This window comes from Syntrophales bacterium (assembly GCA_023228425.1).
Taxonomy (GTDB): domain Bacteria; phylum Desulfobacterota; class Syntrophia; order Syntrophales; family UBA2210; genus MLS-D.
Genome location: JALOBE010000020.1, coordinates 26,021 through 52,959, shown reverse-complemented (window position 1 = coordinate 52,959; position 26,939 = coordinate 26,021). Strand labels below are relative to the sequence as shown.

The following is a 26,939-nucleotide window of genomic DNA, read 5'->3' as shown; positions in this document are numbered from 1 at the left end:
TTATTATGACTGTCAAAGAGCGTTTCATGAGCACCAGGCACTGGCTCAACACTATTTTCAACGCGGCGACTGAATCCAGAACTAAAACCTGTAAAAACGCCGCATGACTTTTTACGGGACCATCAAACTTGTGGATCAGGGTAAAAACAAACCGGTGGTCTTCTGTGAGAAGGCGACGCAGATCCCGTGAACTGTCGGCCTGACAGTGTCCCTCGGTAATGACTCCTGCACTGGCAAAGGTCTTGTAGATTTGTCCGTCCAGTTCTTGCCGGTCGGTGACGATGACAAAGGTCCAGTTCCCCGGGATCTTCCTCAACACCTTCTGTGAAAAGAAGATCATGGATATGGATTTCCCGCTTCCTTGGGTATGCCAGAACACGCCCAGGCGACCCTCGCGGTCCTTGATCTCCTGCAGGGCATCCATGGCATTGCCAACACCGAGGTACTGGTGGTTCTTGGCAACCGCCTTTATGATTCCACCTCGAGCTTCCATGAAGATTGTGAAATTCTCAACGATGTCCAGAAGCCGGGATGGTTCGCAGGTGCCCCGGAGTGCCGTTTCAAGGGATATTATCCCTTCCTCGCCCTCGCTGTTGATCTTCTTCCAGTCGTTGAAGTGGCCCCAGTCCGAGGTGATGCTTCCGATCTTTGTCTCACTGCCGTTGGAAAGAAGTATGAAGGCGTTGAACCAGAAAAGATGGGAAATGGTGTCCTTATAGTCGCTCAGGTTCCCCCGGTAAGCCGTCTCCACCTGCTTGTGCGAGGCCTTCAGCTCCATAAAAATCAGGGGAATGCCGTTAACAAAACCCACCAGATCAGCCCGTCTCGTGTACATCTCGCCCACAACCCAGAACTGGGAAACCAGCAGAAAGTCGTTGTTGGCATAATCATCCCAGTCAATCAACCGCACCGTCTCGACCCGTTCCCCGTTATCTTCGGGATCGGGGAGGCGCACCTTCAGGCCATCTCTTAAATGCTTGTAGATCTCACGGTTGGCGGCAGGCATGCTCAAGCGGGAGCGGTCCCGGTTCAGCTCCTCCAGGGCAAGGTCGAAGGCTTCACTGGGCAAGTCAGGATTCAGGCGACTAAAAGCAGGAAGCAGGTGCTTGCGAAGGACGACCTCGGACTGATTGTCCCTGCCGAGGGTTCCTTCAGATCCCATGGTTTCATGGAACCCGTTGATATGCTCCCAGCCGAGCTCCTTCAGCAACTCTATGGCAGGCTGTTCGATGAGGGAGTCTTCGGAGTAGCCGGTGGGGGTCATTACCTAAACCTCTGCTTGATATATTCCTGCGTCTGGCTAGCGGCAAGCTCCGTCGTCGCCGGTCCGGTCCGAATGTAAAAGCGTTCCCTGTCTTCATCCTTCACAAACACTGGCGTGGGAGATTTGCCACACTTCACCACCAGAACCCGGTTGTCCTCGTGGTCATCGAACCGGGCATGCAAGTTTGTCATAGCAGTAACACCCATGCGGGACTTGATGATATTGACCAGATGCTGGCTCATTTTATCTTCGTTTTCAAAGCTGTCCGCTCGAATACCTATCGGACTCCCATCATCAGCAACGCCCACAACGAGGGTTCCCCCATTGGTGTTTAAGAATCCGGCCAATGTCTTCAGAACCGCCAACTCAATGCGTGGATCTTTGTTCCCGGTGTGCAGGTTCGTACGGAGCGTGGACTTAAATTCCACTTCCTCGGATTCGCCATCCATCAGGATCCGGGACAGATCGAGTACGTCTTCTGCCAGGCCTTCTTCTGCATCACCGGTAACGAGAGTTGAATAGCCTTCCGAAATGACCTGTGCAATAAGCTCACGACGCTTTTCCAGGAAATCCTGATATTGCATATGCTCCCAGTTTTCCGGAAGGGCATGCATACGATACATTCGTTCAAGCATCGCCTGCTTGAATCGCTCTTTCATGGGGGGGCACGTAGTCAGCGGGCGACTGGTCCGATATGGTGATATTGTCCCCCCACTCGACCAGTGCGTAATTGGCGATCTGGTTGGTATCCCGGATGGAGGTTATCTTCTGCTTGCCTAAATAGCCCTTGGGGAATAGATGGTGACGCTCCACGGCAGACTTCTTGGCTCGCATTGCCGGGTCCAGAAGGTCCGCCACCTTGCTGTTTGAAAATAACGCCCGTGCATCGAGCAGGACCAAAGCCGCATGATAGGCAAAAAGTGACGGGCTCCGTGGCGACGAGGTTGCCAGATCATTGGGCAGGGACAGGGTCCAGAAATCACTCGTAAGGGTGATGTCACATACCTGGCCCAGTGTTTTGACGAACCCTTCGGCGGTAGTCACATCACGCAACCGGGCAAGATCGAACTCCATAGCTGATTCAGGAGAACTGGTAAAACGGCCCGTCACTGCTGACATGAAAAACCAGCGGGCGATCAGCCGGCGGAGGGTAAACTCGTCAACCTTGTACTCGGTGCGACCTATCAAGTAGAGCATATATGAGAACAGCAGGTTATTCTGTGAGCTGATCATCTTGCTGCTACGAAATCCGGCCTGTCGGATACATTGCATAAAATCATGCCAATACTGAAGGTTGAGAACACGACTCTGCGCTTCCTTGAGAAGGGCGAATTGCTTTTCCCGGAGTTCATCGCTGAACTTTTCTGTCTCCAGGTCCTTGCCCCGCAGGATCGAATAGACATATTTCAACCGGGCCCGCTTGAAGGCTACCCCCACGGATACACGGAGCAACTGGTCCGGAGAAGGTTCGATAAAGTGATTAAAAGGTGATGCCTCCCCTTTTTTGGACGGCTTGCGGGACTCCCTGCAGAAACCTTCCAATTCAGCCCGCCCTTCATCCCAAAACACAGACATGAGAGTCAGAATAAAGTCCGCCTGATTCAGCGGCGTTCCTTTGCTGTTGATTCGGACAAAGACGTCAGACACCGATTCTTCGTCTATATCCGGTGCCAGTTCGAGGGCAACAAAAGGAAAACTCAACAACCCCTTCAGTTTTTCAATACGGTCTTCAATGATTGATTCTTCTTCTTCACTGACTTCCCGGTTGCTTCGAAGATTTCTCAAGTATTCACGTATAATCCTGGTTATCCTCGCATCATCTTCCCACAAAACCGATATGTCCGGAATAAATGCCTTGTCACGAAGTATCGCCGCATCGGTTACCTCGAACACTTCTTCCAGTGGATTAAAAGAAATCTTTATGTGTTCAGTTTCAAAGTTCTCCCTGAGAACAGGAACATTCCTTATAACAGAGTAAAGCGAAGTCAGCCGTTGCTGCCCATCCACAATGACCAAACGGGGTGGCTTCTGCTTCCTGTCTGCTCCGATGGCTCGAGAAGAATCGGTAAGTTCGTTTTCCCAAAACAAGAAATAGCCCACAGGATAGCCCTTATACATCGAATCAAACAGATCTCGGACCTTGGCATTCCTCCAGACGAAGGGACGCTGAATGTCGGGCAGTCCAATTTCCCCTAATCCGATATACTTCATCAGTAAGCTCAAGTCATAATCGACCTTTTTAAAAACGGTTTCACTCATGCCGAGATCTCCTCGGGTATTGTTATATCCAGTTCCGACACATCCATCTCCCCGGAGATGAGCTTGGGGAGAAGAAGGTCGCGGGTACGGCGGAGGATCGAGTTTTTCTGCATTAAAGATCTGATCTGGTCTTGAAGTGGTGAGACAAACTGATCAAAATAGTCCGCGATCTTCTGTGTTGGCAAAGCAAGAGGTTCCTCTTTAAGAAACTTGAAGTGGCGAGCATATGCAAAATCAGAAAGATCAATGGACAATAGGGTATAATAAAATAAACTCATTGGCATTCGTTCGTCATTCGACTTCAAAAGTTGAGTTCCATCGGCCCCGCAAGCGAATGGAAATGCGATAAACTTCAAAACCCTTGTGTGATCGCCAAAGACAACCAGTGGCAATTCATGAGAGATTAGAGATGCCTTGTCGTTGGTGTACCCACCAATAAAATCCTTCCCCTGATCGACAACAGGGATCAAGCCTTCTATGGTGTAGTCTCGTTTCTGTATTTTGGTACCTCGTTTGATCTTCTTCAGGATGTAACCGATCTTTATTACTTCCCATCCGTCAGGAATGCGGCCGAGGGGGGAAACGACGAAGCGGGTTTTTTCGTGGCCGGGGAAGCGGAAATGGACGAACCATTCCCGGTAGAGGTTCTGGGCCATCTCCTCCAGTATCTTGATGCGTCGGAGGTTGTTCTCGATCAGATCGTCATAGGCAGAAAGAATGGCGGCGATTTTGCGCTGCGTGGGAAGAGGGGGGATAGGAACATGAAAGGAAGTTAGAATTTGCGCATTAGCATTCGGCTGGGCTGCACCACCCCAATTTGCCCGAATGAATTCTTTGTATGCATTTGATTCCACAACATAGCCAACGTATCTTGGATTTACTCCATCAATGAGTTGAAGCCGCACAAGGTATGATGCGAAAATCGATTCAGGTGCCGTCTTAATATACTTAGCATACCCCGTGGTGGCTCCGGTTCGTGCAATTACAATGTCGCCTTTTCTAAGAAGGTATTTGTCTTTCTTTTTTGGTTCAATCTTACAATACGGAACACTTGGCCAGTCAATGGCCTCCGAAACAATATCTGTTATTCGGAGAAACTTTGGTCCGATATGATTGTCATTGGCACTTGCTGTATGGCCATATTGTATATTCTGGCAAATATCGCGAAGCATGCTGGTCTTCCAAGTTACGCTCATGCCTATCACACCCCCTCCAGCAACTTCGCCACATTCTCCGCAATCCGCTCTTCCAACCCCCTTGCCTCCAGGTTCAACGCCTCCAGCTCCTCATTTAGCTCCTCCAGCCGTTCCTTGAAGTCAAAGTCATCAGCTTTCCCCGCGGCCACTCCCACATACCGGCCCGGATTCAGGCTCCAGCCCTGGGCCTCGATCTCCTCAATGGTTGCTACCTTGCAGAGGCCGGGAACATCCCCATATTCTCCCTGCGGGAAATGCTCCTCCACCATACCAGAGCTATCATGCCGGTCTTCAGGTTCCTCTCCCCGGTACAGCCTGACGATGTTCGCAAGAAACTCAATCTGCTGAGGGGTAAACTCCCGGTGGGCTCGGTCTATCTGGGTGTAGATGTGACGGGCGTCAAGGAACAGGACCGTATTCTCTCTGTCTGTACCCTTCTTGCCCCTGTCAAGAAACCAGAGAGTGCAGGGCAGGGTAACGGTGTAGAACATGTTCGGCCCCACTGCCACCATGATATCCACCGATTTGTCTTCTATAAGCTGCTTTCGTATGTCCAGCTCCGAGGATCGGGCATCTGACGCCGAGTTTGCCATGACGAACCCGGCCCTGCCTTTCGTATTCAAGGCACTGTAGAATATCTGCATCCAGATGTAATTGGCGTTGTCGGTCCTGGGCAGTCCGAAGGGGAAGCGTGGGTCGTCCTTCAGCCGGTCCTTATCGACCTTGTTCACGTTGAAGGGGGGATTAGCGAGGACAAAGTCGAACTTCCCGGGACTTCTGTGCAGGTCCTCGTAATAGGTGTTCCCCTGCCGGATGTCGCCGGCAAGTCCATGAACGGCAAGGTTCATTTTATTGAGGCGCACCGTCTCGGCCACACGTTCCTGGCCGTAGATACTGATTTCTGATGAGGGACTTTTCTTGTGGTTCTCCACAAACTGTGCGCTCTGGACGAACATACCGCCCGATCCGCAGGCAGGGTCAAATATCCGCCCGTGGTAGGGTTCCAGTATTTCTACAATGAGCTTGACGATGGACGTGGGAGTGAAAAACTCACCACCCTTCGACCCCTCGGCCATGGCGAACTTACCCAGGAAGTACTCATAGATCTTTCCGAAGGCGTCGCCCTCGATGTCCATGGGAATGGAGTTCATAGTCTTGAGTAGCTCCACCAGCGTGGCATTTTCAAGGCGGTTGTAGGTCTTGGGCAGCACGTCCTTCAAATCCGGGTTATCTGTTTCCACGGCCCGCATGGCGTCGTTAATCGCCTGCCCGATATTTACTCCCTCGGGCTTTTTGAGCAGGTTCTCGAAGCGGGCTTCCTCTGGCAGATAGAGAACATTTTGGGCTTGATAGTCGTTCTTCGACACCACCCGGCGCCCGGATCCCTTGCCTTCAAGTTCCTTCCGAGCGACGGTGAACTTCTGGTCGGCATATCTCAGGAATATAAGACCCAGAACTGGGATGGAATACTCCGATGACTTGAGCCGGGAATTCGCCCGCATCTGATCAGCGGCATCCCACAGGCGTTTCTCAATCTGATTGTTGTTACCTACTGCCATTGTGCCTCCAGGTGGTCGAAAATTATGAAATACCTGCGGTCACAAATACAAAACCCCGCTCTCTGTGACGAGATACGAGGCCTGTAAATGCTTCACGCATGCTACCCTCACGGGAATCGGTTGGTGTTTACCTGTCGATGGAATTCCTGCCTGTGTCAAATTCAGAGAGAAAGAAGAACCGCTGGTCAATGTTCTGGTTATTTGTAACGGTTTGTAATCGTTCCGTCAACCTGCAAACTGCATTGGTTGGTTTTCAGGGTTGACCATTGCAACCTAAACCGCTACTACTACAGGAGCCTTCAACTGACATCTATAAACCGACAAAGCAGGGACCATATCGACTCAAAGTACCAACCCGCATCAGAGAGGGAACCATGTGAGAAGCATTTACAGGCCTCGTATCTCGTCACAGAGAGCGGGGTTTTGCATATTGGGAGTAAGGCTGATCTGAAGGATAGGAAGGTATGAAAAGAATATATGTATTGGGTTCGGGGAGTTCAATCGGACACAGTCACGGGTCGTTTCCGTCGATTGCTGATTTTTTCCCCGTTGCTCGTAAACTAGGCCTCGATGATGGAGCAAGGTTTGAGAAAATCAGAAGCTACGCACAAGGAATATATGGCGAAGATATTTTTAAGAGCAAGCGAAAAATCGATATTGAAACTTTTTTGACACACCTGGAAATTGAAATAGAAAGAACAACGTCTCCTGATTATTTACTTGTTCGCCAGCAATTACATACATTAATTCAAGACATTTTGATTCTTCTTGAAGACGGGCTAGAAGATCAAGAAAGTGAGTACGATTATTTTGTACAACAACTTCACCCCTCCGATACGATAATTACATTTAACTGGGATGTTGTACTTGACAATTCACTAGGCAGAGCTCAACTCCTTGGTGGTAATAAAAAGGATTCATATGATCCAGCACACTACAAAAATTTTGTTAATAAATTGTCTGCATTGAGTGAGCGCACTTGGGCTGGAGCGTTTCCCGAACCACCTTATGAAGAGTGGACGACCGCCCACGGCTATTATCTGAAAGCACACGGCTCGGTCGATTGGCTCTATTGTGCTAATGAAACGTGCAGGTCTTTCCGAAAGGTTTATCCTGCTCTAAACCCCCGAAAAATGAAATATTGCTCAAGTTGCCACGAACCCCTTGTGTTTTTAATTGTCCCGCCAGTATTAAACAAGGGTTATCGACAGTATCCAATGATACGTCGTATCTGGAATTTTGCTGCTAAAGAAATGACCGCTGTGAATGAATTAGTTGTATGGGGCTATAGTCTTCCACCGACGGATTTTTACGTGACATGGTTGTTGCGGCAGCCACGCGAGGCACCCCTTGAAAAGTTGGTAATAATAAATCCATCTGTAATTACGAGAAAAAAAGAGGGAATAAGCCTTGGGCTTACATTCATACGACGCTTTTATGATCTATTCCGAGATAAGGTGGCAAAAGAGAACGTAGTGCTTTATGAAAACTATCCCGATTACCATAGCAACACCGACGTGTTTCAGAAGCATCCGCTCAAGGAAAAGGATGAGGCATATAAGTCTCTCTGATGCGGTTCTTCTATTATTATGGTCTTCCAATAGAAAATTGTTGGCATATTCTTTTCTCAGATCAAGCCGTTACATTTGGCCTTCGCTCGTCAAGATTGATCGCCATATCGAAGGAAACAGGTAAGGTCATATTTGATGGGTCAGCCAACGACGAGGGATAAACCACAACCCAGGAGCACACCCATGGCATTGACAAAACGGGACATGATCGACCACCTCTCAGTAGACCTCAATCTTCCAAGGTCCGAATGTGCCAGGATCGTGGAAGGCTTCTTTGACATCATCAAGTCCGGGCTCGAGGAAGGCAACCCGGTGAAGGTCTCAGGTTTCGGGAAATGGGCGGTCAATGAAAAGAAGGCCCGAACAGGCAGGAATCTCCAGACCGGGGAGAAGATCACCACAGAACCGAGAAAAGTCATCACCTTTAAAGCCTCTGAAAAGCTGAAGAACAGTATAAACGACGAATGACCTCCGACCGGACCGGGATATTCTGGGGATGAGGGAACGGTTGCCGTCAAAGAAAGAAGGATCGTTTTTCTGAGGAACCATGAAACGCACAATAATTCCAAGGGGAGAGAGAATTCCCGTATATTTGTCACCTCGTCAGCGTGATCTGCTTCGGGACCACACATTCTGTAATCCCGAGTATGTCGCCCTATCTGTTGTGGAGAAAAAGGGGGTACGGTTCGGTTGGTCTCTTGATGAGATCGAAGACATCCATGGGCATGTTGCCGCAGCGGCGAATCATTGTGAGAACCGAAAGCTTCAGAGAGAACTGGACAGCCTGTTTGAAAAACTGGGGACATATTTGATCTCCTGCGAAGAGGAGAGCTGAGTCAGATATTCCGGCATACGTAAAAGCCAATGTTTCCCAGCAAGACATACACCACTGAATCCGAAATCGAGTCCTCCCATGACCGTTTATATAATACCCGTGAGCAGGCTCAGCCCTGAAGCCCTGGAGGGCGTGATCGGGGAATTCATCTCCCGATACGGGACCGACTACGGCGAAATTGAGGTTTCCTGGGAAGCGAAATTCAACCAGGTGAAATCCCGGCTTGAGAGTGGACTTGCCGTTCTTCTCTATGACGTTGATACTGGAACTACCACCATCGTGCCGGCCAATGATCCGATCTTGAAAAAACTTGACCCCGTGACCGAATAACCGACTCCGACTATCCGACATGAGAAAAACCGATTTCGTCAAGTTGCATCGCTATTTAAGGCGCTTTTTCAAACCATCGACTGCCCGGTATATTCTCATAGTCGTTTTTATCGTTTCAGCACTTTCTATATTTCTTGTCTCGCCGGATAATGAAAATGATCTCTACTGGACCGGTACGGTAACACGGGTTGCCGATGGCGATTCCATCACGGTCGTGCGGCTCCATGGCGGCCCAGAGGATCGGGTCAGAATACGGCTCTATGGGATCGACGCGCCTGAAACAGATCAGCCCTATGGTAAAACTTCCGGCAGATTCGTCCATGACATGGTTTACGGGAAGGACGTGACGATCCGGGACTTCGGGCCGGACCGCTACAAACGGACTGTGGCCATGGTCATTACCTCTGATGGCGTCAACGTGAACGAGCGGGTGGTGCAGGAAGGGCTCGCATGGGTCTATGATTATTTCTGCAGGGAGCTGATCTGTGACGACTGGAAGGAGTTGGAGGAGCACGCCAGGGATAATGAAACAGGATTGTGGGCCGATGAGTTTCCCATCGCTCCCTGGGATTGGCGGCGGGGAAAACAGGCAAAATGAACCACAATCCGAAATCAATGGGCATTCCGGCGCATTCTGATCGATGCCGACTCACTCCATAAACGCAGGAGTCTGAATTTTTCACTTGTCAGCTCATTGCAATTCATAACATTTACCTTGCTTTAGCCTGGGGAAAAGACTACTATCTCGGCCTATCCCACCAATTTTATTATATTCAATCACGTAAAGGAGAAATAACGCCAATGGCCACAAATCTGCTGGAATTGACCACGGACATTGTTGTCGCCCACGCTTCCACGACGGAACTTTCGCCGGAGGAACTGCTGCAGGAAATCATGATGGTCTATGCGACCCTTCAGGCCCTGGAAAGAGACGATGTCGTGGAGGAACCCGAAGCGCCACCGAAAAAGCGGGGAAGAAAACCAAAGAAGGACAGTGAGCAGGCTATGGAGCCTGCCACGGAAGAGGCCGTTCAAACAATGCCTGTCGTTGAACCTGCAGCGCCTGTCATATCTGACGAACCGGTGCTTTCCTTTGAAGAGGCTTTCCAGGAGGACACCATCGGCTGCATGATCTGCGGGAGGACGGGATTGAAGACCCTCAAGAAGCACCTGGCCGTTGAGCATGACATGAAACCGGGCCAGTACAAGCGGAAATTCAAGATTCCCAAGGATGTCAACCTGGTTGCGCCCAGTTATGCCGCCGCTCGTCGCCAGATGGCCATCGACAGGGGGCTGCCGGAGAAACTGGCCGCTGCACGGGCTGCGAAAAAGAAGGCGGAGTAGGCGGCTTTTAAGGCCCTTAAACGGCTTTTGGTGGTCAAAAAAGTCAATAAAATCAGGTGGAGTACGCTTGGTTTCGCCCTCTCACGCCGGAAACCGGGGTTCGATTCCCCGCGGGGACGTCAGTAAACACGAACAGGGGGCTGGAACGTCTTTTCCTGCCCCCTGTTTTCTGTTTCATGTTCCGGGTCAAGTCCTTATTGATGATTTGCCCCCAAACATATGCGATATGTATTGACATTACACGTTTCTATCCCTATAGTTCGCACCATAGCAATCATTGTTCGAATATAGTGAGGATCTGATGGTGTGACGCAAGAATCCCTGCACATCACTGCGAGGCGGCTTCATCTTGCCCTGAAGAATACCGTACGTCACAGTGCCGCGACCAGAAACAAAGGTGAAAGCATCTGGGTTCGGGCGACACGGCTCGAACATACGGGATATGGAGAAGGGTGTCCCAGAATCTACGTGACCGGTGAGAACCTCGATTCCAGCCTCTTGTGGATCAACGATTCTTTTGCGGGAAGCCTGTCAGCATTCGCGACACTGGACGAGCTGAAGCACTGGATACTCAGCAATACAACCGTCATCGACCGTTATCCTTCGGCATGGTGTGCCGTCGAAATGGCTCTTCTCGACCTCCTTGCGCGGGAGTCGGCCTGTTCCGTTGAAAAATTGCTGGGGGTGCATGAACAGTCCCGTTGCGGCAGTTACACGGCAGTCCTCGGAAACGACCCACCCCGGGAATTTACCAAACTGGCTGAACAATACCTGATCCAGGGATTTACAGATTTTAAAATCAAGTTGAGCGGAAATGTAAAAGACGACCTGGAAAAACTGAATATAGTCGAGGCGCTGTCGGAGCAACACCACCTGCAGCCCCTTCGTATTCGCCTCGATGCCAATAATGTGTGGACCGACCGCCTTGACGGTGCCCTGGCCTCTACGCGGGAGCTGGGAATTCATCGTTTGTTCGCCGTGGAAGAACCCGTGGGAGTACGACATATAGAAGACATCAGCAGGTACAGCATGTCAACGGGTCTTCCCGTCATCCTGGATGAGAGTCTGTGTACCCTTCAGGATCTCGACCTCTTCAGAGGCGTGCCCGGTCAATTCATCGCGAACATCAAGGTGTCCCGGCTGGGTGGTCTTATTCGATCCCTGAGGATGATCGAAGAGATAAAAAAGCTGGGATGGCCCATTATTGTCGGTTGTCACGTGGGCGAAACGTCTCTGCTGACACGGGCCGCCCTCGTTGTCTCTGCTGCCGCGGGAGAAAACCTTACGGCACACGAAGGGGCATTCGGGGATTATCTCATGGAAGGAGACCCGGCACAACCTATGCTCAGGTTCGGACATGGCGGCCTGCTGGACTTATTGTCACCCTATCACATAAAGACCGCCCTGGGTGAGGAAGTTATACCAGTAGAAAACTGGAAACGCGGGTTCGGCATGCAATGCCGGATGCCCTTCTTTCGCAGTGAGGATGATTCCGGGACAGACACTTGAAGTGTCCGATGGAACAAAAATTCATTTGGCTTTACTTCATCGAAAGGACAACCTCAAAATTGATGGTCCCGTAAAAAGTGGAAAAACGTCTGATTGGGTACGGCGTTGTAAAAAGCTCCTTGAGGCACAGCGCTCACATCCTGAGGAATGAGGCGTGCTTTGCGGTACGCCACAGTGACGAAGGAGAGAGCGCAATCAAGCATCCGGCTATAGTGCCGGAGGCATGCCTCCGGTAAGTTTTTACGAAGCCGTCAAAGTTGACCTGTAAAGGGCGCATACAGTGGAAAGCGATAGAGAGGTCCCGATCCCCGATCCTGTAGAGAAACCATTCTACTTCCGACGCCAGGATCTTTTCAGCAATCCGGACCCGAAGAATACTATCAAGGGAAACAGGCTGATCAACCTGTGGAACAGTCACCACTTTATGAGGACCACCGTATACGTCCACGTTCGTCACCCCGATCACAAGGACGATCTTCTGCTTGAAGCCAACCCCGCCCCGTGCAGCGATGGCGTGATGGCCTGTCGGTGGACCGGAAAAAACACCGCCTTCAGAGAGAAGGCACGTATTTTGAGTGTTGTCTTCTCCGACGGGCACAGACTGATTCTCGTACCGGTACAACTCGAAGATGTTTTCGATGAGTACTTCACCCTCAAAATTCCCGAGAATGGATACATACTGGGTAAACGTCGTGCCAGGCGATATCTCTGCCTGCGGGCCGTTGCCGCCGAAGTGGTGCAGCAGGGTTTCAGGGCTCGCGGTCATCTGACGGACTTCAGCAATGCGGCGTTCTCAGTCAATGTCACTCCCGAATCACCGGGCTCATTCCGCTGGTTTAATCCCAATAACCCCTCGACGGTCATCCTCTACCGCAACGGACACATAGTCTATTCGTCATCGTGCCGCTGTATCCGTCAGACAGCGGATCACGAGGCACGGTGCATCGTTTTTGCCCCCCGGGAAGACAAGATGAACCGTTTTCCAAAAAAGAAGTGGCGGAGTCCCCGTGTGAAGATCACGCCCATACCGAATATCGCCTTCGACCATCCAACGATTGACAAAAAAGTTCAGATTGACATCCACGACCTTTCAACCTCGGGATTTTCCGTGCGTCTTACCGGCGATGAAGACGTCCTCATGGCGGGACTCATTATCCCCGACATGTCCATTAATTTTGCCGGCGCTTTAAAGATCATGTGTACGGCACAGATTCTGTATCGCCGTGAAGACAAGAAAAACATGATTCGGTACGGTTTTGCTTTCCTGGACATGGACGTTACCAATTACAACCGCCTGTGTCATATCGTCATCGGTTGTATCGACCCCGGCACCCATGTGGCCGATGAAGTCGATTCCGATCAGCTCTGGGAATTTCTCTTTGAAAGCGGGTTCATATATCCCGAAAAATACGAACTGCTCCAGGCCCACCGCGATCCCTTGAAAGAAACCTATCGCAGACTTTACCGGGACAACCCGGACATACTGGCCCAGCTGACCTACCAGAGAAATGGAAATATCTACGGACATACCTCCATGGTGCGCTCTTACAGGAAAACCTGGATGGTTCACCATCTCGCCGCGAGAAAGCTGGGCAATAAAAGGACGGGGCTTAAGGTTTTAAAACAGATTATGCACTATTTTAACGGTCTCTATCGGCTGCCATCGGTCGGCATGGATTATATGATGTTCTACTTCCGCCCGGAAAACCGTTTTCCCGATCATTTTTTCGGCGGTTTCGCGAGGCACTTCAACAATCCCCGCGCCTGCTCCCTTGATCTTTTTTCCTACCTCAATTACCGGAAGTCGAAACCCGGCTGTTCATTTCCCCCCGGATGGTCGCTTGGAGCCTGTTCGGAAACAGACATTGACGAGATACAGCGTTTTTACCGCAACTCTTCTAACGGCCTTCTGCTGGATATTCTCCACTTGAGAGAAGATGAAGAGGAAAGAGACTCTCTGTCACAGATGTACGCCCGCCATGGATTTTTCAGAAGCTGCGAGAGCTTTTCATTAAAAGATAACGGGATTCTAAAAGCGGTAATCGTGGTGAACCGGTCCGATATGGGTCTCAGCCTGTCGGATTTCCTCAACGGGATGAAGATCCTGGTTGCCGACACGGAGGGACTGCCCTGGGAGACACTCTCCACGGCTGTGGCAGAACTTTCCGGCTGTTATAACCTTGACAAAATACCGCTTTTAATTTACCCATTCTCTTACCTTGAGAAGAAAGGCATACCGGAGGAAAAACGCTACAACCTCTGGATACTAGATGGCCATTACTCTCAGGAATACAGTGACTACATGATGGAGAATGCAAAGCTGAGGCTCAGATTCATACTTCGACTCCTCGTCAAACGATACCTGAAACGATAATGGAAGACATTCCGCTCTATAACAGCCGTATCACCAAGAGTTACGTTGAGTACCTGAACGAGCACCTCCCCGATGTCGATGTCGAACCGCTTCTGAAATACGCGGGCATTGAGAAGTACCAACTGGATGACGAAGGGCACTGGTTGACCCAGAAGCAGGTTGATCGTTTTCATGAAATACTTGCGAGAACGGCCCAGGACCCGGACATAGCGAGAAAGGTGGGACGGTTTTCCGTGACTTCCCAGGCCTCGGGAGCTTTGGGGAAATACATCCTTGGATTCATAAACCCGGCAACGGCTTACGCTGTCCTGGAGAAAATCAATTCACGCCTCAGCCGGGGCACCGTCCTGGAAACCAGGGTCATCGGGAAAAATAAAATCGAGGCAAAAGCCTTTGTCCGGCCGGGAGTGATCGAAAAACCCTACCAGTGCTCGAACCGGCTTGGCGGGCTGGAGGCGCTGGCAAAACTTTCCACCCAGAAATTCGCAACCATAGAACATCCCGTCTGCATACACAAGGGGGGGGATTGCTGCCTCTACATCATCTCCTGGGAACCATCCCCGACCCTCGTCTGGAAACGAGCCCGGAACTATTTTCTCGTCCTCGCCCTCGCAGCCTCCGCCGCCCTGTTCGGCTTCATGGAAACAGGCCCCTGGATCGCCCTTTTTTTATCCTTTATGTTCGGTACGATGGGTCTCGCGCTCTATGTCGAGCATCTTGAAAAAAAGAACCTGCTTTTGAACATCAAGAACCAGGGGGAGGCCGCCGAAAATCTCCTCAACCAGATCAACAAGCGATATAATGAGGCCTTGCTGGTCGAGGAAATCGGCAAGACCGCCTCCATGCTCCATGAAGTCGATGTACTCCCGAAGCGTATCCTGGATACACTGATCAAAAGGTTGGATTTCGACCGGGGCATCATTATGCTCGTCAACAAGAAAGAGAACTGCCTCATCTACGCGACGAGCACCGGGTACAACCCGAAAGATGATGACTACCTCAGGAACATTAAGTTCCGTTTGGATAATCCCCACTCAAAGGGTTCGTTCGTGGAAGCTTTCAAAAAACAGCAACCCGTTCTGATCAACGATATCGAGGACATTGAGAACGACCTGTCGCCCAGAAGCCGTGACTTCCTCCATACCATGGGAAGCAGGTCCTTCATTTGCGTTCCCATAATATATCAGGGAGAATCTATGGGAATCCTTGCCGCCGACAATATCCAGTCGAAAAGACCGCTCAGCCAGATAGATATGAGCCTGCTCATGGGAATCGCCCCGCAGATCGGTATCGGCATCAGCAATGCCATGTGGCATCAGAAGATAAAGGAAAGCGAGGAACGCTTCCGCTCCCTCAGCGAAAATGCGCCGGACATCATCTATACTCTCGGCATCAAAGGCGAGTTTACCTATATCAACCCGGCGATTGAACCTGTTCTCGGATACCGCCCCGAGGAGCTGTTGGGGAAATATTTCATAGATATTGCGAGAAAAGAAGATGCTGTCAGGACAATCAGAGCCTTTAAGAGGGTCAGGGATCTTAAGCAGACCATAAAGGAGGAAACGGCCATCATACCTCACAAGGATGGTACAGATCGATATGTCAGCATCAGTTGCGCTCCGAATTTTGATTCCGACGGCCAGTTCGTCGGCGTGGTGGGAACTTTTAAAAACTTGACGGAAATCAAGAAAACGGAAACCCAGTTGGAAAGTAATATACTCAAGCTGCAGTCGGCAATGAGCAGCACCATCGATGCCATTTCAATCATTGTGGAATCCAGGGACCCCTATACGGCGGGACACCAGAGGCGGGTCGCGCAACTTGCCACCGCCATAGCGGAGGAATTGGATCTGCCGGAAGAAAAAATCGACCAGATCCGCATGGCAAGCCTGATCCACGACTTGGGGAAAATATATATACCTTCTGAAATATTGACTAAACCGGGAAAATTGAACCAGGTTGAATTCGCGATGATGAAATCACATCCGGAAGTCGCCTGGAACATATTGAAGCGAGTAGACTTCATTCCCGCTATTGTCGACATGGTCTACCAGCACCATGAACGAATGGACGGCTCGGGATATCCCCAGGGCATCTCCGGCAACGAGATATTGCTGGAAGCAAGAATAATAGCTGTGGCGGATACGGTTGAAGCCATGGCAAGCCATCGGCCCTATCGGGCGGCCCTGGGGACGGACGTCGCATTGGAAGAAATACAAAACAAACAAGGGGTCACCTATGACTCAAGAGTGGTGAATGCCTGTTTGAAACTCTTCAAGGAGAGGGCGTTCAAGTTCATTGATCTGGAAGAATCCTCCGGCATGACCGCATGAGACGCCCCTGTTGAAGACCACCGGCCGCACCCCGATGTCACCACATCCGCCGTCTTTTTCCGATACTTCTCCAGTCGTGCCGAAGACTTCATCCACACTTTTTCACAGGATGTTCATATTTCATGAACTCGTAAAAGATCCGAGAGCAGAGTAACCATTCTGCCGACGGTAACCGGCGGAGAAGGGATAGGTACTCCTCCGGTCGGGCGAGTGGCCATAGTACATCAATCGCCGAAATCACAGGCGAAATTATTCCTGCCCCGCGCAATCATTCCCCTTGACTTGAAGTGTCTTCATCACTATATTATATGAAAATTTAACGGCTTCGAAAAAAGTTGCCGGAGGCATGCCTCCGGCATTATAACCGGATGCTGGATTGCGTTGCATCCCTCGTCACTGCGGCGTACCCCAACGCAGGCCTCATTCCTCAGGATGCGCGCGCTTTGCCGACGAATCTTTTACAAAGCCGCCTTCTTTTGGACGTTTTCGAACTTTTTACAAGGCCGTCACGTTCAGTACGGCAGGCATGCGAAAAAGAGACCTTTGCAAAACTATTGATTTTGTCATTTCGACCGCAGGGAGAAATCTTGCAACATATCGATATTAAAGAAAGAGTTCTCGTCGCGATGCTCCTCGAAATGACAAAATAGGCCTCAAAAAGGCATTTTCATATAAGGCGTTCTACAGACAGTTACTACTCTAACCCGTGCGCGAGGAGGTACCAGAAATGAGAAAGTTTATGAAGGCAGCAATCGTCTCTTTGTGTGTCGTAGCCCTGTTCGGTGTGGCGGCGACGGCCGGAGCCCAAACGGAAATCGTCATCGAACCCAAGGCTGAAAATTTCGTCTTTTTTGTGGACAATTCCGGTTCCATGGCTTTTGACTACGGTAAGGCCGGTATGACAAAGGCAGAGGCAGCCCGGGAAGCCCTGGCGGCTATTAACAATGATATACCCGGAATGGATGTCAACGCGGGGGCATATACCTTCGGACCTTACAAGGAATACAGCCCTGCCAGACCCTTCAACCGTGAGGCCCTTGCCGGTACCCTGTCGGCAATCCCGACGGACATACCTGTTTTCGGCCGTATGACCCCTATGGGTGATGGCCTGCAAAGCCTGAACGCTCCCCTGTCAGGCCTTCGGGACCGCATCGCCGTAATTGCCGTTGCGGACGGCGAGTCAAACTGGGGACCGGAGCCCCGGGGTATCATGCAGGGTATGTACGACAGCTACGGAGACAAAATCTGCTTTCATTTCATCAGCTATGCCCAGACTCCGTCTGAAAAGGCCTTTATTGACGATCTCGCGGGGCTCAATGCCTGCTCCGTTGTCGCCGATGGCGCCAGCCTGATGCAGGATGCTTACCGTGCCGATTTTATTGAACGCGTATTCTACACGACCAGGGAAGTAACCGTTGCTGCCCCCGCCCCTCCTCCCGCTCCGGCCGAAGAAGTAATCGTGTTCAGCAATATCAATTTTGATTTTGACAGTGCGGTGATCAAGGCCGAGTACGCTGAGCTTCTTAAGGAAGCGGCACGAATGCTCAAAGCCCGCCCGGGCGTCAAAGTCGCCGTGGAAGGTCATACCTGTAATATCGGACCCGCTGACTACAACATGAAGCTGTCCCAACGGAGAGCCCAGGCCGTGGCTGATTTTCTGGTCAGAGAAGGTATAAGCCGTGACCGTCTGGATGCCGGTGGATTCGGTCTGACGAAGCCCACCTTCAACAATGATACACGGGAAGGCCGCGCCCTGAACCGCAGGGTTGAATTGCGCCTGCAGTAAGCAACTGACGAAGCAGGAGGTCGCGAAAGACTCTTCGTATCGCCTTTCGCGGCCTCTTGCAGCCTTTGGAACCTGAATGGATCATGGACCACCCGGCATAGGGGCGCAGTGCGTCCGGGAACTACCGATGAAGAGGGGAATCACCGTCCTGATTCTTGTGCTGGTACTCTTCCTCGGCATCCCCTGTTCCTATGCCGGCAGTCAGGAAGGAACAACGGTACTCGGCAAGGACCATACCCTGTATGTCCAGTTTCAGGATTTTGCCGCGTCCCGTATTCTCACTCTCAACAGGAACTTTCTTCACCGACCGGATAATGTGTCTATTACGGTCGGGAATCCCCATTTTACGGGACGCTATTTCAGCATCGACCCTTCGACCACCACCATTGAAGTAAAACTCACCGGTTCACGTCTGACGCCATACATCGGAGTGCTTACCTACATCGAAAGCATCTACGAATGCAGGGGACCGTCCCGCATAAGCGCTTCAAAAGGCCCCTTTTACCCCGTCAGTCACCGAAAGGTAACCGAGATATTCCGCTATAATCACAACCGGTGGCAATGACATTCGTGACGCCGAAGGGATAGAAAGGTACGAGCAATGCGAAGCAGAATTGCCGAAGCCATCGGATTACGCTATTGTCCTGTTGCCCTTTCCCGGAGCGACGAGGTACCTCCGGGATCTCTCCAGTTCAAGGAAGGGCGCTGGGGTTGCGTTATGTGGCTTGCGACCCATGCGGCAAAAGGAAAACCCGCCGCGTGCGGGATCAAGACTTTCGGTTGCCCGGGCGGCGGTGTCGGCTTGGGATTCGGAAACCAGTACGTCAACTTTCCCGGCGGTGTCCCCGGGTTCTGCCATTTCCTCTCCTCGGGAAACGCCTCACGCGAAGGGGGCAGGGAACTGGCCGAGACAATCAAACCTTTTGTCACCTCCGACACATTCGACAATTTTCTTGAGGGTGAACGATACCTGAAGGGACCTGAGCAGGTTTCCGCCTTTATCGACAACTTGCCCATCAGGGACATGCCCGGATCTTTCGCCGTCTTCAGGCCCCTGGATGATGTCGAAGGTGGAAACGACGTGCCGGAAGTCATCATTTTCTTTGTAAACCCCGATCAGTTCTCAGCCCTCGTTGTACTGGCCAATTACGGTCGCACGAACAATGAGACAGTTATCATGCCCTTCGCGGCCGGGTGCCAGGCCATAGGAATCTACCCCTGGCGGGAGGCACAATCGGACGCGCCCCGGGCAGTTGCGGGCCTGACGGACCTCTCCGCGCGGGTCCATGTCCGCCGCCGACTGGGTGAATCTAACCTGATGACCTTTGCCGTTCCCCTGTCCCTCTTCAAAGAAATGGAGGATAACGTGGAAGGATCGTTCCTGCAGCGACCCACCTGGAAAAGTCTGCTCTGAAGCTTGATGGGTGCGACCTGAGCGGCTATTCATGGGACGACAGAAAAAATACTACGCAGTCTTGCGGGGGAGAAAACCCGGAATATACGAAAACTGGTTCGGTCCCGGCGGCGCCGAGGAGCAGGTACGGGGATTTGCCGACGCCCGCTATCGGGGCTTTTTTTCGCGGGGAAAAGCCGAGACGTGGCTCCGCAATCCCGATGAAAGAACAGAAAAGAACCCCCCGTCGAAAAAAGGCGGTCCATCCTCACCAAGGGCACAGGTCCGGCCAGGCGACGTGATCATTTACACCGACGGCGCCTGCCGCGGCAATCCGGGGCCCGGCGGCTACGGTGTCGTCATTATAGATGGAGAAACAAGGCGAGAGTTGTCCCGGGGTTTTCGGCTGACCACGAACAACCGTATGGAATTGCTGGCCTGCATTGCCGCCCTGGAATCACTCGAAAAACCTTCTTCGGTCGTACTCCACAGCGACTCAAGCTATGTGGTCAATGGCATCAACAAGGGGTGGGCTGAGAAGTGGCGGGCAGGCAACTGGATGAGAAACCGCGTCGACGCGGTCCGCAACGTCGATCTCTGGAAGAAGCTGCTCGGGCTCTGCGAAATGCACCGGGTCCGCTTCGTTTGGATCCGCGGCCACGCGGGAGACCGGGAAAACGAACGCTGTGACAAACTGGCCCTACAGGCGGCTGAAGGCAGCCGCCTGTATGTGGATCACGGCTACAGGGGAAAACGGCAGGAGGGTCACGAACAGGTCGCCCTTTTGAAAGAAGGGAAGAGCAATGGCAAAAAATGATTTCGTCTTTCATCACCGGCGCCGCATAGAATACGCGGACCTCGACGGACAGGCAATCGTGTTTTTTGGAAATTACCTGAAGTACTTCGACACGGCGATTACGGAATACCTGCGTTCCCTGGGTTTCGACTACGGAACAATCCTGCTTGAAACCGGACATGACGTACACGTCGTCAAGGCTTCGGTGGAGTTCAAAGAGCCCGTCCGTTTCGATGAGATCATCGATATTCATGTCCGTGCCGCCCGATTGGGGAGATCATCCCTCACCTTTGCCCTTGAAATCTATTGTGGGGCGGAAGAGGTGCCCCGGGTGACAGGGGACGTGGTGTGGGTCACCATGGATCAGAAAACCCGGCGCCCCGCACCCGTCCCCGAAGCGCTGGTCGTCCGCCTGGCTGAAATGGAAGGATCCGGGTTGGACCGCGGGTAGCAGGGGGAACAGCCGGAACCCCGGCCCGTACCTCGTTTCAAACGTCAGGTGGGAGATACAGAAAAAGGAAACCTTGGGAATCCTTCGTCTCGCCCTGGAGGACGACCCTGTCGTACAGACGTCGGAAACGCGGAACGTCGAGCATAGCTTCTCCTGTCGTGGTTGTTGCCGTGGCCTGTTTCAGACCCACCCTTTCCTCGGCGGCACGGTGATGTTCCCGGCAACCGGCCCATACGCTCCGGTGAGTGTCCGGCAGTGCGCCGCCCGCCGGAGAAATTCATGGAGTAATGAAAGGATCCGACATGACCTTCAAAGAAGCCCCTCCTTCACCTGTGCACAGGCGAAGCATCGAAGTCGAAACCTTCGAGCACGGCGCCACTTCCCTTCTCGTGGTGGGGCGTCTCCGGGACAATCGCTTTAATGAAACGCGTTCCTTCGGCGGAACGGTTTTTCCGCCGGGCATCGTTCATGACATGATCATCAGGCTTATAGTGCGACGGTCGGACATGACCATCGAATCGATCGACGTTGAAATGCCCCGCACGCCCAGGGACGAGTGCCTGGAAGCACAGAATTCCCTTGACCTGTTCAGGGGCACGAGAATCGAACGGGGATTCACCGACCGGGTCAGGGCGTCAGCCGGAAAAGGCAGAGGATGCACTCACTTGGCATCCCTCTTTCTGGCCATGGGATCGGCGGCCGTTCAGGGAGCATGGTCCGCCATGGCAGAACGGCCGTTGCGATTAAAAGACACCGGGGAAGCAGCGTGCGCGTTACTGGAGGACACCTGTCTCGTCTGGCGCTCGGGCGGTCCGGCCATGAAACAGCTCCTGGAGCGGATAGATCAGGACAAAGCCCTGGATGACGAACGTCCTGTCCGAAAATGATCGCCTGTACCAAGAACTGTTCTTCACAGATTCAGTCGAGGGAGAGGATGATCCCCATGGAATATCGGATCAAGGGACAGAAGGAACTGGATGAACAGGTCCGTGACAGGGGGCTCTGCACGGGATGTGGCGCCTGCGTGAACCTCTGTCCTTACCGGGTATTTTACCGTGATCGGACCATCACGCTAAACCCCTGCGACATACCCTCGGGACGATGTTACGCCTTCTGCCCCCGGACTCCGGTGGATCTCGATGAGATGCGCCGCCGCTTCTTCGAGCAGGCGGAGTTCACGCCGGAAATCGGTCCGGTGAAGGATTTCTGCATCGCCCGGGCGACGGACGAGGCAACCAGGGAATCGTCTCAGCACGGGGGTGTTGTTTCAGCCCTCATGACCCTTGCTCTCGAGGAAGGATTGATCGACACCGCCATCGTCTCTGAAGGACGGGAAGGTTTCCTGAAGAAAGGGGTGGCTCTCTCCGAGCCGGATGAAATCCTGAAGCGGGGCAAAAGCACCTTTATCGTGTCACCCGTCATAGCCGAATTCAACCGCGTCGCCCAGGGCGATGCCGGAGCAATCGGTGTGGCGGCCACACCCTGTCAGGCCTTTGCCCTGTCCCGGATGCGCCTCAAGCCCGACCTGCCTTCCGGTGACAATCCCATCGACAAGCTCAGGATCGTGATCGGCCTCTTCTGCGGTTTCACCCTGTCACAGGCCAGCCTGGTCGAGCTGCTGAAGGAGTCGTCGGCCGATCCTGAAACCGTTACGGGAATGGAGATTCCCTCCGGCCGGGACGTCCTCGAAGTTTACACGAACAGTGGCCTGCTCCGGTTTCCCCTGGCCGTGGTTCAATCTTTCATCCGCGAAGGGTGCCACTTCTGTATCGACACGACGGCGGAGTACGCCGACCTGTCCGTCGGCTCGGCCCGTTTTTCGGAAAGGTGGGAAGAAAACCGCTCCTGGAACCAGGTAATCGTCAGAACCGCGCGTGGAATGGACCTGCTCACCATGGCGCGGGAAAAGGGTATCCTCGAGTTTCGCCACGCCTCTCCGGAGAACCTGGAAACATTGAAGCGGGCGGCAGCTGAAAAAAAGCGGCAATCCCTGAAGAACCTGGCAGAAAAGAGCGGCAATCCCCGTGACCTGATTTACCTGGATGCCGATGATGCCGTCCTGGCGGCACTGACGCGAGGAGACACCCATGTCGAAGCTGATTGAAATGCGGGAAGGGGAACTCCATCTTCTCATGGGAAACGAGGCCCTTGCCCGGGGCGCTCTGGAAGCGGGTATGCAGGTGGCAGCCGCCTACCCTGGTACGCCGTCATCGGAAATCCTGAAAAATCTCGCCGGCGTAGCTTCTGAACTCAACTTGTATGTGGAGTGGTCCACCAACGAAAAGGTCGCACTCGAGGTGGCCGCGGCGGCTTCTTTCGCCAGCCTGCGATCGTTGTGTATCATGAAGCAGAACGGTGTCAACGTGGCTTCCGACTTTCTGCTCCACTTGGCCGGTTCGGGCATTCGAGGCGGCATGGTACTCGTCTGCTGCGATGATCCGGGAGCCCTGTCAAGCGTGAACGAAGGCGAATCCCGTCATTTTGCCCGGATGATCGAACTCCCCCTGCTGGAACCCGGCGATTTTCAGGAATCCAAGGATCTGATGGCCTGGGCCTTTGAATTGTCGGAACAACTCGGGACGCTGGTCATGTTGCGTAGTGTAACCCGCCTTTCCCATGCCAGCGGTATGGTGCGGGCGGGACGGTTGCCCCCCGGCGGCGGGCGGCACGCCGATTTCCGTCATGACGGCCCTGTCCTGGACCCCCGTGAAGGCCCCATGATCAGTCTCCCCGTTGAGTACAAACACGACCTTCAACAGGAACGGGTCTGCCGTGCCCGTGATCTGTTTGAGCACTCTTCTTTCAATACCTATGAGGGACCGGAAAACCCGGAGCTTCTGGTTATCTCGAGCAGCGTCTGCTCCCTCTACAGCCGGGAGGCAATTCACATGCTCAACCTCGCCGGCAGGGCAGGACTTCTGAAGCTCGCCACCACCTGGCCTCTGCCGCCGGACCTGCTGGGCAGGCACCTCTCCGCCGCCGGAAAAATCCTGGTGGTAGAAGAAGTACTTCCTTTCCTGGAGGAAAACGTCAAGGTACTGGCAGCCGAACGGGCGGCGGATACAGATATCGGGAAGTTTTACGGAAAGAGTGATGGAAGGCTTCCCATGACGGGTGAGCTCTCACCGGACATCGTTGCGGCGGCCTTGCGCGATATTCTCGATATCCACGATGCAGGAACGAACCGGAAGTATGAGGAGAAGGATCCGGACACAATCCTGCCCCTGATCCCCCGACGGGGTCTTTCCTTCTGTCCCGGCTGTCCCCACCGGGCTTCCTACTGGAGCATCCGTACGGCCCTGAAACTCGATGGCCGTCGGGGATTCGTCTGCGGAGACATCGGCTGTTACACGCTGGACGTTTTCCCGGGCGGCGCCAACACCCTCAAAACCCTCCATTCCATGGGATCCGGAACGGGCGTGGCAAGCGGGTTCGGTCAATTGTCGTCCTTCGGCCTCGACAGACCTGTCCTGGCAGTCTGCGGTGATTCAACCTTCTTCCACGCCGCCATGCCGGCCGTGGTAAACGCCATTCATCACCGGGCGAGGATCACCATGGTGATCCTCGATAACAGCGGAACGGCCATGACGGGGTTCCAGCCTCATCCGGGTCTGCCCGTCAATGCCATGGGACAGGAAACACCCGCAGTGGATATCCAGAAGGTCTGCGAAGCCATGGGTGCCCGGGTCGAGGTGCGCGACCCCTTTGACCTGGCCTCCACACAGGAAACCCTGAACGCCCTCATGGAGAACAATGACGGACTTAACATCCTGATCCTCCGGCAGTCCTGCAGTCTGTCTCCGGAGAAAAGGGGATCAAAGACGTATAACGTCCGGGTGGATGAGACTCTCTGCATCGGCGAGGATTGCGGCTGCAACCGCCTCTGTACCCGCCTCTTCCGGTGTCCCGCACTGCTCTGGGACAGGGAACGTGGAAAAGCTCGCATCGACGAGGTTCTCTGTGTGGGATGCGGTGTATGCGCCTCCATCTGCCCTCGATCCGCCATTCTGAAGGAGGTACCTGCATGATGGCCACGATGGCTCCCCGACTCCCCGGCGACCCCTGCAACATCATCATCACCGGCGTAGGCGGCCAGGGAAACGTGATGGCTGCCCGCGTTCTGGCGGGCATGCTCGCCAACAGGGGTTATATGATTACCATCGGCGAAACTTTCGGCGCGTCCCAGCGGGGCGGCTCGGTGATGAGCCACATCCGGGCCTCGGTGCAGGGCACCTGGAGTCCCCGGATGCCGAAAGGATCCGCCCACATCGTTGTGGCCCTTGAACCCGTTGAGGCACTCCGCGTTCTCTCGGACTACGGCCACCCCGGCGTTATCGTTCTTGCCAATACGCGTCCTGTCTACCCCATAGACGTCATTACGGGAGAACTCGGTTATCCCTCGCCTTCGGAAATCGAGGCCGCGCTTCTCAGGCTGTCGGCAGAACTCTGGATGATCGACGCCACAGACCGGGCCGTCAGCCTGGGAAACGCCGTTCTCGCGAACATCATCATGGTGGGAGCTTTGACCGCCCTGAACATTCTTCCCGTCAGCGCCGATGATTTCAGGATCGTCATAGAACGGATTGTCACGGAAGAGCGACTCGGAGCCGATCTCGAGGCCTTTTCCGCCGGAATGGGCTCCGTCGGAGCATCCTGTTGTGCCCCGGGCCTGTGACAACCTGTCATGGCCGGGGGGAAAGCCGGGACGTACAACGTCCCGGCCCGACCATAAGGGAGGTATGAACGACAAATCGATCTGTGCCCGTGCTTATCTTCAGTTTTCTGTTTTTCTCATGAATGCCGGTGTATCATAATCATAATTTTCGTCATCGCTTATCATGCCCATCTTGATGACAACCGGCGACTTTTCCCCGCCCGCCCTGTTCCTCATGAAGGTGGGCGTGGACAGGTCCTCCTTATCTTTCCTGATGCCGCTGAAGGTTGTGACAGTCGGTGTTTCCTTCCGTCGCTGAATCGTACCATTCTCAAAACCGGTGGCGATAACGGTCACCCTCAATTCATCGCCCATGTTTTCGTCTATGACGGTTCCGAAAATGATATTGGCTTCCTCGTGGGCTTCGGACTGGACCAGCGTTGAAGCCTCATTCACTTCGAAGAGCGTCATATCCGCGTTACCCGTTATGTTGAGGAGAACACCCCGGGCACCCTGAATGGAATTATCCTCCAGAAGCGGTGACGAGATGGCACGTTGAGCCGCCTCGACGGCCCGGCCCTCACCGCTGGCCATGCCCGTTCCCATGAGGGCCAGTCCCATATCGGACATGATGGTCTTCACGTCGGCGAAGTCCAGGTTAATCAGGCCGGGAACCATGACGAGATCGGATATTCCCTTGACACCGTGATAGAGAATGTCATCGGCTTTCTTAAAGGCTTCCTGGAGCGACATGTTACGGCCGCTGATGCTGAGTAGACGCTGATTCGGAATAACGATCAGGCTGTCCACGACTTCCCTCAGTTCAGTGAGGCCTTCCTCGGCATTCAGTTCCCGGCGCCTTCCTTCAAAGAGGAATGGTTTCGTCACCACGGCAACGGTAAGCACGTCCAGTTCCCGGGCGACTTCGGCAACGACGGGAGCCCCTCCCGTTCCTGTTCCGCCGCCCAGGCCGGCCGTAATGAACACCATGTCGGCACCGTCGATTAAATCTCTGATGCGGTCCTTTGATTCCATGGCCGCACGCCTTCCCACATCGGGATCGGATCCCGCGCCCAGTCCCCGGGTTACGTCTGAACCAAGCTGCACCTTGACCGGGGCCCGCGACACCTCGAGCGCTTGGGAGTCCGTGTTTGCCGCGATGAAATCAACACCGTTGAGTTTGTAGGAAATCATCATGTTGACGGCGTTTCCCCCGCCGCCGCCGATTCCCACCACCTTGATCTTCGCACCGTTTTTCTTTCCGCCTTGGACTAGTTCAAACATC

24 protein-coding genes are annotated in these 26,939 nt (G+C 53.2%); 18 read left to right on the top strand and 6 right to left on the bottom strand.

Features of this window, described 5'->3' with window-relative positions:
- The 5 genes from M0Q23_08425 to M0Q23_08405 all read right to left on the bottom strand — a co-directional run.
- Positions 1–1,264: type I restriction endonuclease (locus M0Q23_08425; protein ID MCK9528646.1), on the bottom strand; the 1,264-nt coding region annotated here is incomplete at its 3' end.
- Positions 1,264–1,923, bottom strand: coding sequence for a putative DNA binding domain-containing protein (locus M0Q23_08420; protein ID MCK9528645.1), 660 nt, complete (start codon positions 1,921–1,923; stop codon positions 1,264–1,266). The genes M0Q23_08425 and M0Q23_08420, both read right to left, overlap by 1 nt.
- Positions 1,892–3,523, bottom strand: a complete 1,632-nt coding sequence (locus tag M0Q23_08415; GenBank protein ID MCK9528644.1) for a DUF262 domain-containing protein — start codon at positions 3,521–3,523, stop codon at positions 1,892–1,894. Before M0Q23_08415 ends, M0Q23_08420 begins: the two co-directional genes overlap by 32 nt.
- Positions 3,520–4,719: a restriction endonuclease subunit S gene (locus M0Q23_08410; protein ID MCK9528643.1), complete on the bottom strand. Its 1,200-nt coding sequence runs from the start codon at positions 4,717–4,719 to the stop codon at positions 3,520–3,522. Before M0Q23_08410 ends, M0Q23_08415 begins: the two co-directional genes overlap by 4 nt.
- A gap of 5 nt (positions 4,720–4,724) precedes the next feature.
- Positions 4,725–6,278 (bottom strand): type I restriction-modification system subunit M, encoded by a 1,554-nt coding sequence (locus tag M0Q23_08405; protein MCK9528642.1) that lies wholly within the window; start codon positions 6,276–6,278, stop codon positions 4,725–4,727.
- Between the two features lie 464 nt (positions 6,279–6,742).
- On the opposite strand from M0Q23_08405, the gene M0Q23_08400 reads away from it, so the two are divergent.
- From M0Q23_08400 to M0Q23_08315, 18 genes are all read left to right on the top strand, one after another.
- Entirely contained in the window at positions 6,743–7,849 is a 1,107-nt protein-coding gene (locus M0Q23_08400) for a hypothetical protein (GenBank protein MCK9528641.1), read from the top strand.
- A gap of 204 nt (positions 7,850–8,053) precedes the next feature.
- Positions 8,054–8,317: an integration host factor subunit alpha gene (locus tag M0Q23_08395; protein MCK9528640.1), complete on the top strand. Its 264-nt coding sequence runs from the start codon at positions 8,054–8,056 to the stop codon at positions 8,315–8,317.
- 79 nt (positions 8,318–8,396) lie between these two features.
- Positions 8,397–8,684, top strand: a complete 288-nt coding sequence (locus tag M0Q23_08390) for a hypothetical protein (GenBank protein MCK9528639.1) — start codon at positions 8,397–8,399, stop codon at positions 8,682–8,684.
- Positions 8,685–8,762: 78 nt separating this feature from the next.
- Positions 8,763–9,014 (top strand): YheU family protein, encoded by a 252-nt coding sequence (locus M0Q23_08385; protein MCK9528638.1) that lies wholly within the window; start codon positions 8,763–8,765, stop codon positions 9,012–9,014.
- A 19-nt stretch (positions 9,015–9,033) separates the two neighbouring features.
- Positions 9,034–9,612, top strand: a complete 579-nt coding sequence (locus tag M0Q23_08380) for a thermonuclease family protein (GenBank protein MCK9528637.1) — start codon at positions 9,034–9,036, stop codon at positions 9,610–9,612.
- Between the two features lie 203 nt (positions 9,613–9,815).
- Positions 9,816–10,358: a MucR family transcriptional regulator gene (locus M0Q23_08375; protein MCK9528636.1), complete on the top strand. Its 543-nt coding sequence runs from the start codon at positions 9,816–9,818 to the stop codon at positions 10,356–10,358.
- A 306-nt stretch (positions 10,359–10,664) separates the two neighbouring features.
- Positions 10,665–11,867 carry a hypothetical protein gene (locus tag M0Q23_08370; protein ID MCK9528635.1) on the top strand — a complete coding sequence of 401 codons (1,203 nt, stop codon included), beginning with the start codon at positions 10,665–10,667 and terminating at the stop codon, positions 11,865–11,867.
- A gap of 280 nt (positions 11,868–12,147) precedes the next feature.
- On the top strand, positions 12,148–14,241 hold the full coding sequence (locus M0Q23_08365) for a PilZ domain-containing protein (protein ID MCK9528634.1): 2,094 nt from the start codon (positions 12,148–12,150) through the stop codon (positions 14,239–14,241).
- Complete coding sequence (locus M0Q23_08360) at positions 14,241–16,574, top strand: PAS domain S-box protein (GenBank protein MCK9528633.1); 2,334 nt, start codon at positions 14,241–14,243, stop codon at positions 16,572–16,574. Before M0Q23_08365 ends, M0Q23_08360 begins: the two co-directional genes overlap by 1 nt.
- A gap of 727 nt (positions 16,575–17,301) precedes the next feature.
- Positions 17,302–18,360: an OmpA family protein gene (locus tag M0Q23_08355; protein MCK9528632.1), complete on the top strand. Its 1,059-nt coding sequence runs from the start codon at positions 17,302–17,304 to the stop codon at positions 18,358–18,360.
- Positions 18,361–18,487: 127 nt separating this feature from the next.
- Complete coding sequence (locus M0Q23_08350) at positions 18,488–18,925, top strand: hypothetical protein (GenBank protein ID MCK9528631.1); 438 nt, start codon at positions 18,488–18,490, stop codon at positions 18,923–18,925.
- A 36-nt stretch (positions 18,926–18,961) separates the two neighbouring features.
- On the top strand, positions 18,962–19,774 hold the full coding sequence (locus M0Q23_08345; GenBank protein MCK9528630.1) for a DUF169 domain-containing protein: 813 nt from the start codon (positions 18,962–18,964) through the stop codon (positions 19,772–19,774).
- A 31-nt stretch (positions 19,775–19,805) separates the two neighbouring features.
- Positions 19,806–20,570, top strand: coding sequence for a ribonuclease HI (gene rnhA / locus M0Q23_08340; GenBank protein ID MCK9528629.1), 765 nt, complete (start codon positions 19,806–19,808; stop codon positions 20,568–20,570).
- Positions 20,557–21,000, top strand: coding sequence for an acyl-CoA thioesterase (locus M0Q23_08335; protein ID MCK9528628.1), 444 nt, complete (start codon positions 20,557–20,559; stop codon positions 20,998–21,000). Before rnhA ends, M0Q23_08335 begins: the two co-directional genes overlap by 14 nt.
- 302 nt (positions 21,001–21,302) lie before the next feature.
- Positions 21,303–21,887, top strand: a complete 585-nt coding sequence (locus M0Q23_08330) for a DUF2889 domain-containing protein (GenBank protein MCK9528627.1) — start codon at positions 21,303–21,305, stop codon at positions 21,885–21,887.
- Positions 21,888–21,943: 56 nt separating this feature from the next.
- Positions 21,944–23,104 (top strand): Coenzyme F420 hydrogenase/dehydrogenase, beta subunit C-terminal domain, encoded by a 1,161-nt coding sequence (locus M0Q23_08325; protein MCK9528626.1) that lies wholly within the window; start codon positions 21,944–21,946, stop codon positions 23,102–23,104.
- On the top strand, positions 23,088–25,028 hold the full coding sequence (locus tag M0Q23_08320; GenBank protein MCK9528625.1) for a thiamine pyrophosphate-dependent enzyme: 1,941 nt from the start codon (positions 23,088–23,090) through the stop codon (positions 25,026–25,028). Before M0Q23_08325 ends, M0Q23_08320 begins: the two co-directional genes overlap by 17 nt.
- Positions 25,025–25,675: a 2-oxoacid:acceptor oxidoreductase family protein gene (locus tag M0Q23_08315; protein ID MCK9528624.1), complete on the top strand. Its 651-nt coding sequence runs from the start codon at positions 25,025–25,027 to the stop codon at positions 25,673–25,675. Before M0Q23_08320 ends, M0Q23_08315 begins: the two co-directional genes overlap by 4 nt.
- A gap of 99 nt (positions 25,676–25,774) precedes the next feature.
- On the opposite strand, the gene ftsZ is transcribed toward M0Q23_08315, so the two are convergent.
- Entirely contained in the window at positions 25,775–26,938 is a 1,164-nt protein-coding gene (ftsZ, locus tag M0Q23_08310) for a cell division protein FtsZ (GenBank protein ID MCK9528623.1), read from the bottom strand.
- Position 26,939: the final 1 nt, after the last annotated feature.

What these genes read in the sequence shown, in the direction of transcription:
- M0Q23_08420 (MCK9528645.1), bottom strand. Translation starts at nt 1,923, where the DNA reads ATGAAAGAGCGATTCAAGCAGGCGATGCTTGAACGAATGTATCGTATG.
- M0Q23_08415 (MCK9528644.1), bottom strand. Translation starts at nt 3,523, where the DNA reads ATGAGTGAAACCGTTTTTAAAAAGGTCGATTATGACTTGAGCTTACTG.
- M0Q23_08410 (MCK9528643.1), bottom strand. Translation starts at nt 4,719, where the DNA reads ATGAGCGTAACTTGGAAGACCAGCATGCTTCGCGATATTTGCCAGAAT.
- M0Q23_08405 (MCK9528642.1), bottom strand. Translation starts at nt 6,278, where the DNA reads ATGGCAGTAGGTAACAACAATCAGATTGAGAAACGCCTGTGGGATGCC.
- M0Q23_08400 (MCK9528641.1), top strand. Translation starts at nt 6,743, where the DNA reads ATGAAAAGAATATATGTATTGGGTTCGGGGAGTTCAATCGGACACAGT.
- M0Q23_08395 (MCK9528640.1), top strand. Translation starts at nt 8,054, where the DNA reads ATGATCGACCACCTCTCAGTAGACCTCAATCTTCCAAGGTCCGAATGT.
- M0Q23_08390 (MCK9528639.1), top strand. Translation starts at nt 8,397, where the DNA reads ATGAAACGCACAATAATTCCAAGGGGAGAGAGAATTCCCGTATATTTG.
- M0Q23_08385 (MCK9528638.1), top strand. Translation starts at nt 8,763, where the DNA reads ATGACCGTTTATATAATACCCGTGAGCAGGCTCAGCCCTGAAGCCCTG.
- M0Q23_08380 (MCK9528637.1), top strand. Translation starts at nt 9,034, where the DNA reads ATGAGAAAAACCGATTTCGTCAAGTTGCATCGCTATTTAAGGCGCTTT.
- M0Q23_08375 (MCK9528636.1), top strand. Translation starts at nt 9,816, where the DNA reads ATGGCCACAAATCTGCTGGAATTGACCACGGACATTGTTGTCGCCCAC.
- M0Q23_08360 (MCK9528633.1), top strand. Translation starts at nt 14,241, where the DNA reads ATGGAAGACATTCCGCTCTATAACAGCCGTATCACCAAGAGTTACGTT.
- M0Q23_08355 (MCK9528632.1), top strand. Translation starts at nt 17,302, where the DNA reads ATGAGAAAGTTTATGAAGGCAGCAATCGTCTCTTTGTGTGTCGTAGCC.
- M0Q23_08350 (MCK9528631.1), top strand. Translation starts at nt 18,488, where the DNA reads ATGAAGAGGGGAATCACCGTCCTGATTCTTGTGCTGGTACTCTTCCTC.
- M0Q23_08345 (MCK9528630.1), top strand. Translation starts at nt 18,962, where the DNA reads ATGCGAAGCAGAATTGCCGAAGCCATCGGATTACGCTATTGTCCTGTT.
- rnhA (MCK9528629.1), top strand. Translation starts at nt 19,806, where the DNA reads ATGGGACGACAGAAAAAATACTACGCAGTCTTGCGGGGGAGAAAACCC.
- M0Q23_08335 (MCK9528628.1), top strand. Translation starts at nt 20,557, where the DNA reads ATGGCAAAAAATGATTTCGTCTTTCATCACCGGCGCCGCATAGAATAC.
- M0Q23_08330 (MCK9528627.1), top strand. Translation starts at nt 21,303, where the DNA reads ATGACCTTCAAAGAAGCCCCTCCTTCACCTGTGCACAGGCGAAGCATC.
- M0Q23_08325 (MCK9528626.1), top strand. Translation starts at nt 21,944, where the DNA reads ATGGAATATCGGATCAAGGGACAGAAGGAACTGGATGAACAGGTCCGT.
- M0Q23_08320 (MCK9528625.1), top strand. Translation starts at nt 23,088, where the DNA reads ATGTCGAAGCTGATTGAAATGCGGGAAGGGGAACTCCATCTTCTCATG.
- M0Q23_08315 (MCK9528624.1), top strand. Translation starts at nt 25,025, where the DNA reads ATGATGGCCACGATGGCTCCCCGACTCCCCGGCGACCCCTGCAACATC.
- ftsZ (MCK9528623.1), bottom strand. Translation starts at nt 26,938, where the DNA reads ATGTTTGAACTAGTCCAAGGCGGAAAGAAAAACGGTGCGAAGATCAAG.